Below are 18,518 nucleotides of genomic sequence, written 5' to 3'. Positions count from 1 at the left end.
ATTATCCCAGTATTATTTTATTGAGGTCTGCAGGTAAATCCTTAAAACTTACACTCAGGTAGGAACTCAGGTTCTTGATGCGTTTGGCTGTGTCCTGATCGATGGAATGTTCAATTCTACAGGCTTCCTCTTCGGCTTTTTCTGTGTCCAGGAGAAGAATGTTCTCCAGGAAATTCACCAGGATGAGATGTTTTTTGAGAACAATTTCAGCCAGTTCCTTTCCATGAGCTGTTAGGTTGATGAAAGAGTTTTTTTCATACTCGATCAATCCCTTTGATTTCAGGTTCTTCAAAGCCCCCGTGACAGAAGGCATCTGTACAGAAAGCTTCTCTGCAATATCTTTAACTCTGGCGACTCTGTTTTTCTCTTCGAGTTGAAGGATGGCTTCCAAATAGTCTTCCAGGCTGGGTGTCAGCTTTACTTTTTTTTCCATAAGTCTTTGTAACAGAATCAATACGAATTGGCAAGGAGAATTGTGAGGATGGACTAAGAATATTAGGAAATGGCAGTTAATTTGAGGGTTTTCTGACCTGCCAGAGGCAGGCGCATTTGAAATCTTCCCACCACCGCCTGTTTTCATCGAAACGGATTTTATAGAGGCCTATCTGCCAGCTTCTAAAATGAAAACTGACGGATTCCACTTCCTCAGGAATCGAGGTCTCAGGAAAATGCAGGCCACAGGGATTCAGGAGCAGCCCCTTCCAATCAGAAAACTGTGTCTTCGATACAGGGGGAATCTGTTTTTCATGTATGACTCGCAGGTAGGTTTGGGAATCGTGAAAGGCCGTTGCACCATTGAATTCTAAAATGATGTTATCATTTTCTACGACAGGTCCTTCCAGGTTTAAGGGGGGCAAGAGCCTCAGCCCCGAGGGATTTACCCTGTCTCGAGGGAAAGGAGCATCAAAAGTATGAATGGGGATGATTAAGGGAAGAGGGGAGTACCAGGCAGATGTCTTTGAAACCCTTTCTCTGAATTTCTGCAGTTCGCCTTCGGCTCCTTTCGCAGGAGCTATGGCCGATATATAATTCGTTCTCATTTTTTTTAATGCCTTTACGGTCTGGGTATCTTATATTATAAATACAGGAGAATTATGCAAAGAGTCCTGTCTTTTATACTATTCATTTTTTTACTCCTTTCCATCGTTTCAGCCCAAGGTCTATTTGCTTATGAGCTGCGGAGTGAAATCAGGATGTTCCGGAATGCGGGGAATCTTCCCCTCATGAATCCGGCAGGGAAGGGTCACCCCGGTGCCGGAGACACCGAGTATACTTTTATTCCGGCATTAGCAGACCGGTCTCTTTACATTCAACTTCATTATGATACAAAAACAGATCTTCGTTTGAGCCTCTCCACTGGAGAGCTCCATTTGACACTCCCCTCCTCAGCAGATCAAGCTGTGATACAAGTTGTGTTTCCCGGTGATGCTACTCTCTCATCTGTTTCATTTACTGAAAATACAGATTTTTATACAGGGCTACGGGATAGGTCGCCCTATGATCTGACACTCTATACTGAGAAACCCGACAGTCTTGAAGTGAAAATTCCTGTGATTCAAAATCGAGAACAGGATATCCTTATATATATAAGCAATACAGGACCAGTCATTTTATCATCCTTGGATTCTTTGGACGGCTCAAATGCAAATGATGAAAATGAAAAGTATGAAATAACGCCTTCACAGAGAGAGCGTTTTTTTCAGTTTCCTTTTCCGTCTCCCTCAAATGATATCTGGCAGTTTTCTCCAGTCGGCAATATAAATTCATTGTCTTTTGACTTGCAGTCTCCTCCCGACTTTCCCTCTCCCTTGCCTCGTGAGATTGACCAAATCCTGTCAATTCCCGTTTCTAGTTGGAGGAACGAGACTTTTGAAATCTACAGCTGGTCTTCATTTCCGAATATCCTGGTATGGGATTGTCTGGATTATGATGTTCAAAACCGCTTTTTCACGAGATTATCCTATTTTGTTGAGAAAAAAGGATATAAGGGAACCCTTATGACCAATGAACAGCTCAGGGGTAAGCATGGCTGGAACGCCCACGATTATCGGCCCTCAGATCTGGCTTTATTTTTCAATAGCGCAAGAGAGAGCTCTTTTGAACTCAATCCGGAAGAGATCCTCATGCGCACGATCCTTATAGAACAGGGAATTTTGAAAGAACAGGACGATGAAACCCTTATTCCGGGAACGGGGGCGATCATTTCCATCGCCCGTGAGTCCTCCCCCATGCTTAGGCAGCGTTTTCTCACACACGAAGCCTCACACGGTATTTACTTCACCTCTGCAGAATACAGGACCTTTGTAAAGGGACTCTGGGAGTCCTTAGAGGAGGAAGAGCGTGTCATGTGGCGGTTCTTTCTGGGGTGGTATGGTTATGATCCGGAAAACGAAGACCTTATGATCAATGAATTTCAGGCTTATTTGGTTCAACAGAGTGCTTATAATGCTTCCGATTATTTTGGGGTCCGTATGAGGAACCTCCTTGCGACATACCCTGATCAGCGAAGATATCTGGAACGGGGTATCGGGCCAAATAGTCAGTCCTTTCAGGTTTGGGCTGAACAAATTGAGGATTGGATTCAGGAAAAGTGGAGTCTGGAGGCTGGGAATTTCTCATCTCTCCGTAAGGAAGGGCCTTAAATTTCGCTGCAAAAAGAAATTCCATTAAGAATCATGGTTTTTCGGGTTTACATAGTTTTTTCAATTTGATATATTTCAGATCGCTCATTTAAGATGAAAAGAAGGTAGGAATAGATATGTCTCGAAAATGTGAAATCTGTGGAAAAGGTACTGTTGCGGGACACAGTGTACCCAGAAAAGGTCTTCCCAAGAAGAAAGGTGGAGCCGGTCAGCATATCGGTGTTAAGTCTAAAAGGACTTTCAAACCTAACCTTCTGAAGATAAAAGCCCTTGTTTCCGGTACACCCAAGTCCATGAAAGTTTGTACCCGCTGTCTTAAGGCAGGGAAAGTCGTAAAAGCTTAATTTTTACAACTTCCTTTTTAGTTAATCAGGTGAGGGTTATTTCTAATCCATCCCAGGCAGGTTCAATTCCCTTTGGAAGATCTGCTTTTAACTGAAAATGATCCAAATCATGACATAAATGTGTCAGATAAGCCCTTCCAGGGCTTATTTTTTTTATAACTTCAATGGCCTGCGGAACAGAAAAATGTGTTTCGTGCGGTTTGTATCGCAGGGCTCCCAAGATAAGCAGATCTAAATCCTTCAATAAGGCATAACTGGAGTCGGGAATGCAGCTGCAATCGGTTATATAGGCGGCGTTTCCTATTCTGTATCCGAAAATCCCGAGATTCCCGTGCATCACAGGAATGGCAGTGATCTTCAAAGGGCCGATAGACAGGCTCCCCTGATCCGGAAACAAATTCGCTTTAATATTTGGTGTACCCCCACCCTGTTTCGGAGCTGTGAATATATAGGGAAATCGTTCCTGGATTTCCTTGATCACATTTTTCTGGGCATAAATGGGAATCTCTTTTTTCCAACTGAAAGGTCTCAAATCATCAATACCATGGAGATGATCTGCATGGGCATGGGTGAACAGTACGGCATCAACCTTTGATATTCCGGCCCTGACAGCCTGAAGACGGAATTCAGGAGACGTATCGATGATAAGATTTGTCTCATCCTCTTGAATCCACAGGGAACAGCGGTATCTTTTATTTTCTAATCGTTCTGATTGACAAACGGGACAGCTGCATCCGGCAACTGGTATTCCATGAGATGTACCAGTGCCCAATAGTTTCATTTTCATGAGTAAAGTGTAGCAAATTATCCATAAGGCTGAAAGGAATAATGTTTGACTTGATTTTTAAATGCATATATTCAAAAGAAATGGTTTACAAAAAATATCACTGATAATGATTATTTCACCACTATTTTATGCAATTTTATGATTATTAAGCATTTTTTAGTCTATAATATTTGTAGAAAAAGAGGAGGAGGATTTGAAGTCTTCCCAATTTAATGCTCTGTTTCGTTTTTCGATTCTCATAGTTTTCATGACCGTAGAACTAGGTGCTCAGGAATTTGATGATCCTCTCACCGGAGATGTTCGGATCTATGACATTGATTACAATGAAAAATACAGGAGCCCCTTGTCTTTAGGGCTTGAGTATCAGAGCCTGTCTCCTTTCTCTATTTCCTATGAAGAAGAATTCAGTTTTAACGATTTTAATTTCAATACAAAATATTCCTTCAAATCCATTCCTCAACTCCAGCCGTTTCTGGGGTTGGGTATACAACTGGCCAGCCCCCTTCGTGCTGGACTCTCTGTCGAGGCAGAGCGATTTTCCCATAACATTTATTATGGAATTCTAGGTGGCTCTTATATACATAAATTCAACAAACAGTTGGAAATGGGGGGAGATGTCTATTTGGGGTTGGGACAGGCCATCTATCCCAATATCGATCAGGAAACAGGAGATTCCCGCAGTGCCCTTGAGTTCATAGCCGGAGCGGGAGGAACTGCTGCCTTTAATATGACCTACAATTTCAGTTTGAGTGTTCATCCCTCCCTCCGGTATTCACGGTCATTTTCGGCACTCGATATGTTCAATGGTTTTTCCTTTGGTCTGGGCTTTGCCGGACATTACAGAGTCGGTACCGATCCGGATGATCCCAAGGCTGTGATCAGGAGTCTTCGTTTTGGTGAATTTGATTTGCCTCCCCTGTTTGCCTCCCTGCAAAGTTATTATTCACAAAATCCCATCGGTCAGCTGGAACTGACAAATACCGAGAAATTCCCTATTCATGATGTAAATATTCAATTTATGCAGGCTGGATTTATGGACGCTCCAACCAAAGCCGGTTCAATTGTCGAACTGGCCCCTGGAGAAAGCACCCTGGTAGATATCTATGCAGCCTATAATCAGGAGGTCTTTGCCATTGAGGGTATTTCGCCGCTGACGGCGGAACTCATGGTGAATTACACGGCCCGGGGCAATGCAGGTTCTCAGATCATGACCGTTTCGTATGACCTGTATGATAAGGAGTCTTTGACCTGGGATGATGACCGCAAGATGGCGGCCTATATCACACCTTCCGACTCGGCTCTGCGCAACTATGCCAGTTTTGTACGGCAGAGCGCCAGGGATGTTGTCAATCCCGGTTTAAATGAATCTCTCCAGGTCGCTCTTCAGATGTACTATGGTCTAACGGAAATTGGTTGTATTTATCAAAAAGATCCCACATCTCCCTTTGATGCCGCCCAGGAAAACCCCTTGGTCATAGACAAGGTCAGCCTGCCGCGGAATACCCTGAAACGAGGCACCGGGGACTGTGATGACCTGACCGCACTTTACTGCAGCCTCTTAGAATCTGTGGGAATCGAGACGTCCTTTATAACCACGCCGGGTCACATCTATGCCGCATTCAATACAAAAGAGGATGCCCGCAACTACCAACAGATTCATCCGGACAAGTCAAAAACCCTGAACATCGACGGAGAACTCTGGGTTCCTGTGGAGATCACCCTGATTGGAACATCCGGTTTTTCCGAAGCCTGGGACGTCGGAGCCGCAGAGTTTAATAAATATGATAATGAGGCAGAAAAACGCGGACTCTACAGAACCCGTGAAGCCCAGCAGGTCTTCCGGCCTGTTGGTTTGAAAGAAACGGATCTGGGGCTTCAGTATGGAGAAAAGTCAATCATTGCCAGGGCCGTATCACAGGAAACAGACCAGCTTGTCAATAGAATCATCGCCTATTACGATCAGGTCGCCAGAGAAAAGGATAGCAAGAGCGGGTATAATACTTTGGGAACTATTTGTACCCAGTTTGGTGCATACAACAGAGCCGAGCAGGCTTTCAACTATGCCCTGGCCCTGGATAGAAACTATCTTCCTTCCAAGGTGAATCTGGCTAATATCATGTACCTCAAAGGGCAGTATCAGAATGCTCTTAGGCTCTATCATAATGTAGAGCAGGATTATCTGTCCCGCTCCCGAACTTCATCAGCGGCCTTTTCCAGGATTGTCCTGAATCTTTCAAGATGCTATTACGAACTCGAAAACTTTGATAAATCCGCTGATTATGCCAATCAGCTCCAGGAATTAGATCCCCAACTGTTAAGAGAATACTCCTATCTTAAGGAAGATGGAGCTTCTGCCATTCGGGTTGAAGGAAGGAGCGGATCATGAAAAAGTCGTTTCTATACACCAGCCTTATGCTTGTGTCTCTTTTATTCATCTCCTGTCCGGAACCTTTAACGGATGATGTGGTCACAGCAGCCCTGGATAATTTAGCCCCGACGATTGAAATCTATTCGCCTGAAGAGAATTCAAATTATTTGTCTGTTGTCGAATTTTCAATATATGCAGAGGATGATGCCAGAACCGAAGATGATGGTGCTGGTGATATCGCCTCTATCTCCTTTTCTGTGTCTAATGATGATTTTAGAGGAGGCCTCATTAACATAAGTTCCGATGGTCAGGTTTCAAAAGATCCCGATGGTGGACCCGATACAATTGTGTATGATCCTGAATCTGGAATCATCGAATTTTCCATTTCAACCATAGAACCCAACATCCTCAATGGTTTCATCTCTGTGACTATTACTGTAACAGATCGGAATAATAATTCAACCCAGGAAAGTATTTCCTTATTTGAAAGCGATGGACCTATCGCTGATATAACGCTGGTAGATTCATATGGCAATGCTAAAAAGTATTTGGCCCAGGAAGATATATATTTGTCTGGAACGGTCAGCAATTCCGAAGATGATCCAAATTCAGCCAGTGAAATTGCCGAAATAGGCTTTACTCTGGCTGATACAATCATTGGGAGTTTGATCATAGATAAAACAGAGACCTATGTGGATAGTTATAGCGCTGATACACTCAGCTATTATAATAGCTCTACTGGTCTATATGAGCGTAGGATTGATGGATATCCCGATGAGAGTTATGCAGGTTTATTCACTTTCGATCCTGAAACGATGGAAGTCGATGCTTCTATTTATATTAAAGATAACCTGGAAGGGCAGGGGTCAATTATCATGAGCTTTACGGCCATTGACCAAAATGATCATGAGATCGAGAAAAATATTTTTATCTCAGAGAACACCATTGGACCGGATGTGACGCCAAAAGTCATTAATGATGGTGTTTATGGTTATTTCTCTACCAATACGGGTGAAGCAGACCTTGTTACAGGTACGATTGTTGAAGATAGTGCTGATATTTCAGAATTTGTATTTAAACTAACGAACGGAACAGTTTTCACTTCCTTTTATGATGGTGCAGATAATCTTGCTCCTGGTGTTACTGTTGATGATGCAGGGAATAGCTTTGAGATAGATATAACAAGCCATTTAAGTATTTTGACCGCTGATGATGATTATGACACAGATACTCCTACCTATATTGATATAGAAGTTGTCGGATCTAATGGCGTTTCTACATCGTTAAGGAGACTCCTGTATGAGGACAGCGAAGCTCCTGAAATAGATGATTACTCAATTGTAAGTAATCATTCTATTGAAGCCTATAATTCATATAGTAATGAAACTCATAATTTAACCATAGATTTTTCAGCAAGTGATAATGTCGCTGATGTTGATAGCGACCAAGTCTTTATTGATGTGTATATTGGTTCCGTTTCTGATACTCTTTCCGGAGTTGGAGATCATAGTTTTACTGCATTAGCATCGGATAACTGGAGTAGCAGTGTTGCCAGTGATGAAAATGTTCCTGTTAAGATAGTTATTAAAGATAGACTGTCAAATGAATCCATTTATTGTAATGAAAGCCATCCTGATTCTGGATCTGCAGATGTCATTCTCCCTGAAAATGTGATGTACTATTCTGGAGCCCCGGCAGTGGTCACCTCCGGTAGTTTGGGTGCTAATGGTGTCAGTGCGACTGTTTACAGCAGCGATGGCCCTAATTCAGAATATGGGAATGATGCCGCATCATTCCATCTGTCTGTGAGCTCCGGTCGAAAACTTCAAATACCGAATGTCGTTGTAGGGACGGCGTCAGCAGCTGAGATGACTGGTGCTGTGGGAGATACTTCCTTCACTTATGTGCAGTCCTTAAGTGCGCTTTCTAGCCATCTTAGCGATGAGGCGCAAATCCCTTTTACTGCCTCCATCAGCGATATGGCAGGCAACATTGCGACAATAGATGAAGAGAATAGTTATGATTCCAGCTTTGTTATCTATGATAATACAGCACCGGATCTTTCGAATTTTTCAATTGATCTAGTGGGTGGTGCGGGAGCCGGATCAGCCTACCTCAATGCAGATTCAAGTGATTTGAATACTTACATCCAACTGGTCAATACTGACGGTGAATTGACCTTGCTCGATGAGAATTTCCGGGGATATCAATTCAGTTATTCCACCGCTTTTTCAGGATTGGCCTCTGATGATTTAAACGATACAACAGCACCATATACTATTCCATATACGACATTTATTCCCGATGCCGTGGAAGGCAGCAGTCATACTCTCCGGATCAGGGTTTACGACCTGGCCGGGAATTACACGGATGAAGACAGTACAGTCTCCTTTACTCTGGATACTGTGGCACCGAATATTACGGCAACAAGTTTCACCAATATCGATGGGACGAACTCCGAATACGCCAAAGATTCTGAAACGATTCGCTTGATGTTGACTCATGATGCAGACAGCTCCGGTATTGATTTAACCAACAGTTCCGTCAGTATCGGATCGGATGAAGGAATTGTCTCATCCATAATAAGTACAACTTCGATTCAGTTTGATTATGAAACGATTCCCTATGATTCTGGTAATCCCCTGGAGCCTTACGACGAGTCAGACGAAAATATTACTTTTGATGTGACTCTAAAAGATAAAGCCGGGAACAGCGCCTCTCCCATTACATCGGTCTCATCCGGCCTGGCCGTCATGTACTATTCTGGAGCCCCGGCAGTGGTCACCTCCGGTAGTTTGGGCGCTAATGGTGTCAGTGCGACTGTTTACAGCAGCGATGGCCCTAATTCAGAATATGGAAATGATGCCGCATCATTCCATCTGTCTATGAGCTCCGGTCGAAAACTTCAAATACCGAATGTCGTTGTAGGGACGGCGTCAGCAGCTGAGATGACTGGTACTGCGGGAGATACTTCCTTCACTTATGTGCAGTCCTTAAGTGCGCTTTCTAGCTATCTTAGCGATGAGGCGCAAATCCCTTTTACTGCCTCTATCAGCGATATGGCAGGTAATATTGCGACAATAGATGAAGAGAATAGCTATGATTCCAGCTTTGTTATCTATGATAATACAGCACCGGATCTTTCGAATTTTTCAATTGATCTAGTGGGTGGTGCGGGAGCCGGATCAGCCTACCTCAATGCAGATTCAAGTGATTTGAATACTTACATCCAACTGGTCAATACTGACGGTGAATTGACCTTGCTCGATGAGAATTTCCGGGGATATCAATTCAGTTATTCCACCGCTTTTTCAGGATTGGCCTCTGATGATTTAAACGATACAACAGCACCATATACTATTCCATATACGACATTTATTCCCGATGCCGTGGAAGGCAGCAGTCATACTCTCCGGATCAGGGTTTACGACCTGGCCGGGAATTACACGGATGAAGACAGTACAGTCTCCTTTACTCTGGATACTGTGGCACCGAATATTACGGCAACAAGTTTCACCAATATCGATGGGACGAACTCCGAATACGCCAAAGATTCTGAAACGATTCAATTGATGTTGACTCATGATGCAGACAGCTCCGGTATTGATTTAACCAACAGTTCCGTCAGTATCGGATCGGATGAAGGAATTGTCTCATCCATAATAAGTACAACTTCGATTCAGTTTGATTATGAAACGATTCCCTATGATTCTGGTAATCCCCTGGAGCCTTACGACGAGTCAGACGAAAATATTACTTTTGATGTGACTCTAAAAGATAAAGCCGGGAACAGCGCCTCTCCTATTACATCGGTCTCATCCGGCCTGGCCGTCATGTTCTATTCTGGAGCCCCGGCAGTGGTCACCTCCGGTAGTTTGGGCGCTAATGGTGTCAGTGCGACTGTTTACAGCAGCGATGGCCCTAATTCAGAATATGGAAATGATGCAGCAACATTCCATCTGTCTGTGAGCTCCGGTCGAAAACTTCAAATACCGAATGTCGTTGTAGGGACGGCGTCAGCAGCTGAGATGACTGGTACTGCGGGAGATACTTCCTTCACTTATGTGCAGTCCTTAAGTGCGCTTTCTAGCCATCTTAGCGATGAGGCGCAAATCCCTTTTACTGCCTCCATCAGCGATATGGCAGGTAATATTGCGACAATAAATCAAGAGAATAGTTATGATTCCAGCTTTGTTATCTATGATAATACAGCACCGGATCTTTCGAACTTTTCAATAGATCTTGTGGGTGGTGCGGGAGCCGGATCAGCCTACCTCAATGCAGATTCAAGTGATTTGAATACTTACATCCAACTGGTCAATACTGATGGTGAATTAACCTTGCTCGATGAGAATTACCGGGGATATCAATTCAGTTATTCCACCGCTTTTTCAGGATTGGCCTCTGATGATTTAAACGATACAACAGCACCATATACTATTCCATATACGACATTTATTCCCGATGCCGTGGAAGGCAGCAGTCATACTCTCCGGATCAGGGTTTACGACCTGGCCGGGAATTACACGGATGAAGACAGTACAGTCTCCTTTACTCTGGATACTGTGGCACCGACAATTCATGCTAGTGGGAATTCTGAATCTACCGTCCTAACCATCGATACAACAGACATCGGTTCTCCCGCATTAGAAGAAATTGCTTTGACAAATGGACCTTCAAATGTCGAAGGAGGAACAGCAGGTAATACGACTTACACGATCGATACTGCAACCACATTTACCGTTGGTACAACATATGAGTTTACGGCTCCTATTGTTACAGATGACGCGGGGAATTCGAGCAATAATAGTTTTGATATTGTATATGGTACGGGGAGTGATCTAGTTGTCTCCGGTCTCTCCACAACTCTTACTACTATTCAGCCTCTTGTTAGTTCTAACCAGACAGGGACCTCTAGTTTTAAATCCATCAGCACCTATGATGATTCAGAATTCCGTCGTTATTCTAAGGTCATTGAATCATTACAGACTAGCAGCGTCTCTCAAACCTATGATACTCAAGTCTCTAAATCAATTGTTTCAAGCGATTCAGAACGCAGCAGATTGTCCATCCGGCCTGTCCTCACAACCAAGTTTGTCAAATCTAATGCTATTCCTTCACGTCCTGTAAAAGAACGGGAAATGGAAGATTTTGATATTTCGGATGAAGTTCTGGCAGAAGCCATGGCTCAGGTGGAAATGAACCAGGCCGAATACCAGGCCAGTGTGCAGAAGATCCTGGGGCCTGAATTGAGTAGAGCAGAATTAAAAGAGTTAAACATCAGGATGGAACCGGTCATTGTCACAGCTGAGGTGATCACAGTGTCTACAACACCCTTCCTTATGGGAACATCGACTCAGGTCGATGTGATCCTCTCGGATTCGTCAGAAAACCATGAAGATCCGTTTCAGTACCTGGGACTGCAGATTTTGGGTTGGTTCCTGGCTGGACTTTTGACTACCGGGTTTATTCTGTTGATGAAAAAAATGAGTGGAACATGAACAAAATCCTAAAGGGGCTTATCCTCTTTCTGCTGATTCCCATTTTTTTTTCCTGTGGGAAGAAAGAGGGTATACTGAGCCAGGAGAGAGAGGGCGTAGCGCCTGTTTCTGAAGAAACAGAGCCTTCAGTTCCCAATGTGCTCGATGAACCTGAGCTGGTCATGGTTCAGAAAGAACAGCTTCCGGATGATCCGGATGCAGTTGAATCGCTCCCTATTGTGAATAGTGAAGACCCATCCAATCTCCTACCTCCTTTAATTCCTGAAGAGAAGGAAGAACTAACCATTGAAATAGGCCAAATGGCCATATTACCCGATGATTGGAAGAACTTTGTTACAAGATCTTCTGAACGTATTGACCCTCCGGGCAAAGAGCCGGAGAGGCCGGAAGGGGTAGAAATGGAACTTACTAGCGTTGTACCTCCAGAAGAGGTGGCACCAGAGAGGATCGCTGCCGTGCCGGAGGAACCAAGTGTGACAGCTCTGCCAGAAGAGGCCGAAGTGCAGATTTTCATCGCCGTTGCTTCACCGGAACCTGAAGAACCAGTTGTTGTTGAAGAAACACCGGAGGAGCAAGTGCAGCCGGAAGAACCGGACGTGGTAAAAACAGACACAAATGATGAGCTCCTCCCTGCTGCTGAGACTAATCAGGGAGTCAAAATACCCGCAGAAGCTGTGATTATAGAACCGGATCAGGAAGCTGAAACGCCTGCTGTTGAAGAGATTGTGGAGGCGGTTCCCGATCAGCCTTTTCTCCCCGAGGGGGGCCCGCAGATCCTTTTGAAAAGCCCTTTGCCCCAGGACTATTATCGTGGTTCCCTCTTGTTGGAAGGGGAGTGCCTGCCAGGGCCGGGTTTGAATGAAGAGGAGGGGAGAGTCCGTTCTCTAAGCTGGAAAATCCCGACACTGGGAGACTGGAGTAATACCGTTTTTATGGAGGAGGACGGCAGTTTTCAAATGGATCTTATCACAACGTCACTGGAAGGCCCTCAGACTCTGATTCTGGAATCAGAAGACTTTGCCGGCCGTATCAGCAGGCAGACGATCCTACTGCAGGATGGCAACCAGCCCCCACAGATTCTCACAGAGAGGGAAGAGCCGGTGCGTACATACGGAGCGCAATTGTCTCTTAAGGGAATCCTCGTTGATCCCTATGAAGGGATAGCCGGGCTGGAGGGCATCCGCTCTTTGTCGTACAGAATGGTTCCTCAAGATCGGGCCAGCGGTGAGGAGGTCCTTAGCGGGACGATCCCTTTGACTCGCAATGAATTCTTCATTGCCATCAATATGACCGACAGGGTAGGGGAACAGGTTTTGCAGCTGGAAGCCTTGGGAGAAAACGAATCCAGAGGCCGTCTTGAGATCCGTTTGATACCCGGATTCGGTGACATTCCAAGTTTTTCACTGGAACCGCAAGATGGCAGGCTTGTTTTCTCCTGGGAAGAAATCCCAGAGGCTCTGGAGCAGAATATTTACCTCACTGACCAGGCAGATGGAGACCCGGTAGATATTCCGACGGTTCAATTCAACAATGTCCAGTCACCACTGATCATCAACGGGACAGTAAACGGAAAGCTGTACAGGGCTAAACTGGAGGTCCTAACAGAGGAGGACCGGTACTGGTCAGAAATCGCCGAAGCCGTTCCTCTTGCCCCCGGGACACTGGAGTTAAAGGCCCAGGGTGGATTTGAACAGGTTATCCTCAGCTGGAATCCCATTCCTGGGGCAAGTACTTTCCGTATTTGGAGGAAGAGCAATGAAGACGAGGAATTCAAAGTGCTTGTAGATCAGCTGGCATCTGAAGAATACATTGACGCCACTGCTTCCTTCGGAGCCATTTATACCTATCGAATTGAACCGGCAACAGTTAAGGGGCCTCTCAGTTATGAAGTGACTGCCTCAAGTGTGGAAAAACCATCGGATAAGATCACTCTTTCTTCCCATTACAGACAGATCCTTCCCGAGAAAATTACTGTCATGGGAGACTATGCCTATGTGGCTGCCGGAGACGGCGGATTCCACATCATGGATATTTCTACTCCTCAAAAGCCTGAAAGCATTGGCTTCTTGGATCAAAAAGGAGTCGAGGATGTCTATCTGGGAGAGGAATATGTCTATCTTGCTTCGGGAGATCAAGGGTTTCAGGTCGTCAATATTGAAGAGCCTACCAAGCCTTTTTTCGTTCTTTCCCGGGTTACTCCCAATGCCCTGTCTATTGCGGGACGGGAGAACCTGGTCTTTGTGGCCGATGACAATCTGGGGCTTCAGATCTTTGATATAACAGACAGACTGAATCCCCAGCGAGTAAGCAGCCTCAGGGAACTGAAGGTCCGTCAGTTGGATCTGGAAGGTTCTTTGCTGTATACCGCCACAGGGGAAGGAGGGATGATCCTTCTGGATATCTCCAATCCCTACAGTCCTGAAATAATCAATTCCTTTGTCGATTATCCCGTCTATGACATCCTCGTTAAAGATGAAATGATCTATCTAGCCTGTGGAAACCGGGGCATGGTGATCCTGGAGCAGTCAGGGGCGGGCCAGTGGCAGGAACTCAGCCATTATCTCAGCGATGATGCCCGGATGATCCGCCTTTGGGAAGATTATGCCATGATTGCCGATGGTCTGGGAGGTCTGCAGGCCGTGGATATAAGCAGACCTTCAGATCCACAGTATTTTGGAACCTACAGAGGAAGCGAAATAAAAGCCCTCGCCATGGCTGACGATTACGCCCTTCTGGCGGATATCAGCGGTTTGAAGGTTGTGAGAACCTATCTGTTCGGTCAGTCTTTTGTCCAGCAGAACTGGACAACTCCCGGTAGAGCCTACGGGGTGGTTGCTGATGGGAATCGTCTCTGGGTTGCCGATCGTCAGGGGGGAGTCTCAGTATATGAGGCCGCCAGTCCCGAGAGGATGGATGAAAACTCCTTGCTGAGAAACTTTGCCAGTGACTTTGCTGAAGATTTTATGGTCAAAGATGATATTCTGTATATTGCCGACGGCCCGGGAGGATTGAAACTCTTTCGTCTGTCCGATCCTTCAAGGACTCCCATGGTCCAAGTCCCCCTATCAGGACGGGCTCGGCGCATCTTGCCCTATGGTTCTCAGATCGTTGTCATTTCTTCAGAAGAAGGACTTATTTTTCTAGATGAGGTTCCCGAGGGTCCGAATACAGCTCTTTCTCTCTCATTCGAGTCCCGCTTTTATAGCAGCGATCCCCGTGATGCACTTTTTTATGGCAGTACCCTCTTTGTCGGTGATGCCCAAGAGGGACTCGTGGTGGCTCAGAAGCTCAACGGTCAATTTTTTGAATTAGAACGTTATGGCGAGTATGAGGGGATAAAACAGCTTCTATTGCATGGCGACATACTCTATGTCCTTCACAATAAAGGAATAACTTTGATGGATATTCAGAACCCGGAGAGCCCCCGGGTTCTGTCAGTGATACACTCCGATGTCGGGGAAAGCATACAGATTGAGGATGAATTCCTCTACCTTGCCGAAGGGTTCAAGGGCCTCTCTATCTATAGGATCAGCGATACTCTGCAGCCCTTGAAAGTTTCTGTTTGTGAAGATCTGTTTGCCCTTGATGCTGCACCCAGCGGTTCCTATGCCTATGTGGCCGATATGGACGGTGTTTCAGTGGTTAAAATCATAATTCCCGACTGGAAATAGAGTCCTGACTCGTATCAGACCTTCTTCATATCCGGGTCATCGGCGGGGTTGTGGGTCTTCATATACTCATGTTCTTCAGAAATATGGTCTATGTACTCCTGAAGAGTCCATTGCAAGGCCGTCTGGGTGACCATGGCAAAAACAATGTCCTGAGGGTCCTCTGAGACGGACTTGACCGCTCTCATCACAGTTACAGCCCTTTCTTTCTGGGTTACAGCCATGAGGACCACTCTCTGGCCCTCGGTGAGAGCCTTTCCGCCCAAGGCTGTTCCTTCAAACAAGGCCGTAATCAATTCTTCCATTTTCATGGTCTCCATGCTGTCTGTCATGGGTGCGAATCTCGTATTAAATTCACCTCCTTCTTGAGATAGGAGATTCAGAGCCTGAGTAGCCTGATCTTTAGTAAATCCTCTGAATAAACACATTTCCTGCTGCATAATCATTTTCCTGTTGTTTTGATACATCCCCTTTCACATCGGAATACCGCCGGGGAGTACACTTAATGTACAATGTTTTTTCTCTCCTTTCCAATAAAAGATCATTCATTGTTTGACCCGGTTCACTGGGGTCAGTATTTTAGAAGAGTACAAGTTATGAAAAGGTATGAGAATTTACGGAGGTAATTATGGCTTCACAAAATTTTACCATAAAGGCACAGGAAGCAATTGCAGAGTCTTCCAGACTGGCCGGTCAATATAATCACAGCCTCATCGATGAAGAACACCTTCTTCTGGCTCTTATGAAACAAAGCGATGGCGTGATCCCTCCTTTGATGGACCGCCTGGGAATTTCAAAAGAGTCCCTTCAGGATGAGCTCCTGCAGATCCTATCGTCCAAACCTAGAGCCTACGGGGATAATCTGGAAGCAGCGGCGTCTCCAGAGCTGCGGAAATTGCTGATAAAGGCCGAACAGGAGGCTTCTGCTCTCAAGGATGAGTTCATCTCCACGGAACACCTCTTGCTGGCGATGGCCGCCTCTCAGGGCCTGGGAAGCGGGCTTTTGAAACGTTTTGGTGTGAACAAGGATGGTATATTGAAAGCCCTTGTTTCAGTGAGAGGTTCACAGAGGGTTACATCTGAAAATCCAGAAAACCAGTACCAGGTTCTGGATCGTTATTGCCGGGATCTCACAGCTCTGGCCAGAAAAGATAAGCTGGACCCCGTTATCGGGAGAGACGAAGAAATCAGAAGGGTTATGCAGGTTTTATCCCGCAGGACAAAAAATAATCCTGTCCTCATTGGAGAACCGGGTGTTGGTAAAACGGCCATTGCCGAAGGGTTGGCCCTGAGGATTGTTCAGGGAGACGTGCCCGATTCCCTGAAGGACAAGCAACTTCTGGCACTAGATTTGGGGGCTTTAGTGGCGGGTGCCAAATTCCGAGGTGAATTTGAAGAGCGTCTCAAGGCGGTCATCAAGGAAATCACCGAGGCTGACGGACGCATCATCCTCTTTATTGATGAACTTCATTCCATCATGGGGGCCGGTGCTGCCGAGGGATCTACAGATGCCTCTAACCTGCTCAAGCCAGCTTTGGCAAGGGGTGAACTCCGGACTATCGGAGCCACGACCTTAGATGAATATCGGAAGCATATTGAAAAAGACCCGGCCTTTGAACGCCGGTTTCAGCAGGTTTATACATCCGAACCCAGTGTGGAGGACTCGATCACAATTCTCAGGGGTATCAAGGAACGATACGAGGTGCATCATGGTGTTCGTATCCGGGACGAAGCTCTCATCTCTGCAGCGGTCCTTTCTGACAGGTATATCACTTCCCGGTTTCTTCCGGACAAAGCCATCGATCTGATCGATGAAGCCGCCAGTCGTCTTAAAATGGAAATTGAGAGTCAGCCTGTGGAGTTGGACCGGCTGGAACGGAAGATCCTACAGCTGGAAATTGAGAAACAATCCCTGTCATCAGAACCGGATGATGCTTCCAAGGAGCGCTTGGCGCTTATCTCCAGAACTCTGGGGAACCTCCAGTCAGAAAGAGACTCTCTCCATCTTCAATGGCAAAATGAGAAGAATGTCATTACGGGTATCCGCGACTTGAATTCCAGGATGGAAGAGCTGAAAAGACAGGAAGTCCAGTTTGAGCGAGACGGGAATCTATCGGGAGCCGCAGAAATAAAGCATGGAACCATACCCCAGGTTCAGATTGAACTTGCAGCTGCCTCTAAAGAACTACAGAGAATCCAGGGAGAAAAGAGTTTGCTCAGGGAGGAAGTCAGAGAAGAAGACATCGCCCGAGTGGTTTCCACCTGGACGGGAATCCCTGTGGATAAAATGCTCTCCTCCGAGAAGGAAAAATATCTGATTCTGGAAGAGACTCTTAGTCAGAGGGTCATCGGTCAGGAGACAGCTGTTAAGACTGTCTCCAATGCCATACGCAGGAATAAAAGTGGACTATCAGATCTTGGACGGCCACTGGGTTCCTTCATCTTTTTGGGACCTACGGGGGTTGGAAAAACAGAACTGGCCAAGACTCTGGCAGACTTTCTCTTCAATGATGAAAAAGCCCTGACCAGAATTGATATGAGTGAATATATGGAAAAGTTCTCGGTTTCCCGTCTTGTGGGAGCCCCTCCTGGGTATGTGGGTTATGAAGAGGGAGGTCAGCTCACCGAAGCGGTCAGAAGGCGGCCCTATTCTGTCGTCCTTTTTGATGAGATTGAGAAGGCCCATCCCGATGTCTTCAACATCCTGCTGCAGCTGTTGGATGACGGACGGCTGACGGACAGTCAGGGACGGATTGTGAATTTCCGGAATGCTATCATCATCATGACGAGTAATCTGGGCTCCAGTGTTATCTTGGAAAAGGGCAATGGAGAAGAGACGAATACCATTTTGCGTGATCTGTTGAAGAGTACTTTTAAACCGGAGTTTCTCAACAGGATTGATGACATCATCACCTTTAACAGCCTGAAGAAGGAACATATCCGAGGCATTGTCAGACTCCTTATTTCCGAGCTGACTCATAGGCTTGTAGAGAAAAAGATGAAATTTGAAATTTCTGATGAGGCCCTTGATTGGCTGGCCGAGGTCGGGTTTGATCCGGCATATGGAGCCCGCCCTCTAAGGAGAGCTGTTCAGAATATGATACAGAATCCTCTGTCGGTAGAGATTTTAAGTGATCGCTTTGTAGAGGGAGATACAGTGTATTGCAAAAAAGAAGGGGATACTCTGGTATTTAGTACTACACCCTAG

Annotated in this window: 10 protein-coding genes; 6 read left to right on the top strand and 4 right to left on the bottom strand. The window is 45.7% G+C overall.

Translation table 11 applies throughout. The annotated features are described in order from the left end of the window. Position 1 precedes the first annotated feature (1 nt). Positions 2-433, bottom strand: coding sequence for a metal-dependent transcriptional regulator (locus tag EXM22_RS11640; protein WP_168203472.1), 432 nt, complete (start codon positions 431-433; stop codon positions 2-4). Positions 434-509: 76 nt separating this feature from the next. Beyond that, entirely contained in the window at positions 510-1,040 is a 531-nt protein-coding gene (locus EXM22_RS11635) for a hypothetical protein (RefSeq protein WP_149486685.1), read from the bottom strand. A gap of 54 nt (positions 1,041-1,094) precedes the next feature. Between EXM22_RS11635 and EXM22_RS11630 the strand changes: the two genes are divergently transcribed. Together EXM22_RS11630 and rpmB are read left to right on the top strand one after the other, a co-directional pair. After that, positions 1,095-2,642: a hypothetical protein gene (locus EXM22_RS11630; protein WP_149486684.1), complete on the top strand. Its 1,548-nt coding sequence runs from the start codon at positions 1,095-1,097 to the stop codon at positions 2,640-2,642. A 116-nt stretch (positions 2,643-2,758) separates the two neighbouring features. Then, positions 2,759-2,986 (top strand): 50S ribosomal protein L28, encoded by a 228-nt coding sequence (gene rpmB, locus EXM22_RS11625; protein ID WP_149486683.1) that lies wholly within the window; start codon positions 2,759-2,761, stop codon positions 2,984-2,986. Positions 2,987-3,011: 25 nt separating this feature from the next. Here rpmB and EXM22_RS11620 read toward each other — a convergent pair whose 3' ends face one another. Next, entirely contained in the window at positions 3,012-3,773 is a 762-nt protein-coding gene (locus tag EXM22_RS11620) for an MBL fold metallo-hydrolase (RefSeq protein WP_149486682.1), read from the bottom strand. Between the two features lie 193 nt (positions 3,774-3,966). On the opposite strand from EXM22_RS11620, the gene EXM22_RS11615 reads away from it, so the two are divergent. From EXM22_RS11615 to EXM22_RS11605, 3 genes are read left to right on the top strand one after another with little or no spacing between them, the layout of a single operon-like run. Then, positions 3,967-6,159 (top strand): hypothetical protein, encoded by a 2,193-nt coding sequence (locus tag EXM22_RS11615; protein WP_149486681.1) that lies wholly within the window; start codon positions 3,967-3,969, stop codon positions 6,157-6,159. After that, on the top strand, positions 6,156-11,642 hold the full coding sequence (locus tag EXM22_RS11610; protein ID WP_149486680.1) for an Ig-like domain repeat protein: 5,487 nt from the start codon (positions 6,156-6,158) through the stop codon (positions 11,640-11,642). Before EXM22_RS11615 ends, EXM22_RS11610 begins: the two co-directional genes overlap by 4 nt. Then, complete coding sequence (locus tag EXM22_RS11605) at positions 11,639-15,313, top strand: LVIVD repeat-containing protein (RefSeq protein WP_149486679.1); 3,675 nt, start codon at positions 11,639-11,641, stop codon at positions 15,311-15,313. Before EXM22_RS11610 ends, EXM22_RS11605 begins: the two co-directional genes overlap by 4 nt. 14 nt (positions 15,314-15,327) lie before the next feature. On the opposite strand, the gene EXM22_RS11600 is transcribed toward EXM22_RS11605, so the two are convergent. Further along, entirely contained in the window at positions 15,328-15,750 is a 423-nt protein-coding gene (locus tag EXM22_RS11600) for a DUF3783 domain-containing protein (protein WP_168203471.1), read from the bottom strand. Between the two features lie 188 nt (positions 15,751-15,938). Here EXM22_RS11600 and clpB point away from each other — a divergent pair, with 188 nt between their 5' ends. After that, positions 15,939-18,518 (top strand): ATP-dependent chaperone ClpB, encoded by a 2,580-nt coding sequence (gene clpB / locus EXM22_RS11595; protein WP_149486677.1) that lies wholly within the window; start codon positions 15,939-15,941, stop codon positions 18,516-18,518.

The sequence above is a fragment of the Oceanispirochaeta crateris genome (assembly GCF_008329965.1).
Taxonomy (GTDB): Bacteria; Spirochaetota; Spirochaetia; order DSM-2461; family DSM-2461; genus Oceanispirochaeta; species Oceanispirochaeta crateris.
Note: the sequence above shows the minus strand (reverse complement) of the source record. Positions and strands in the feature narration are given on the sequence as shown.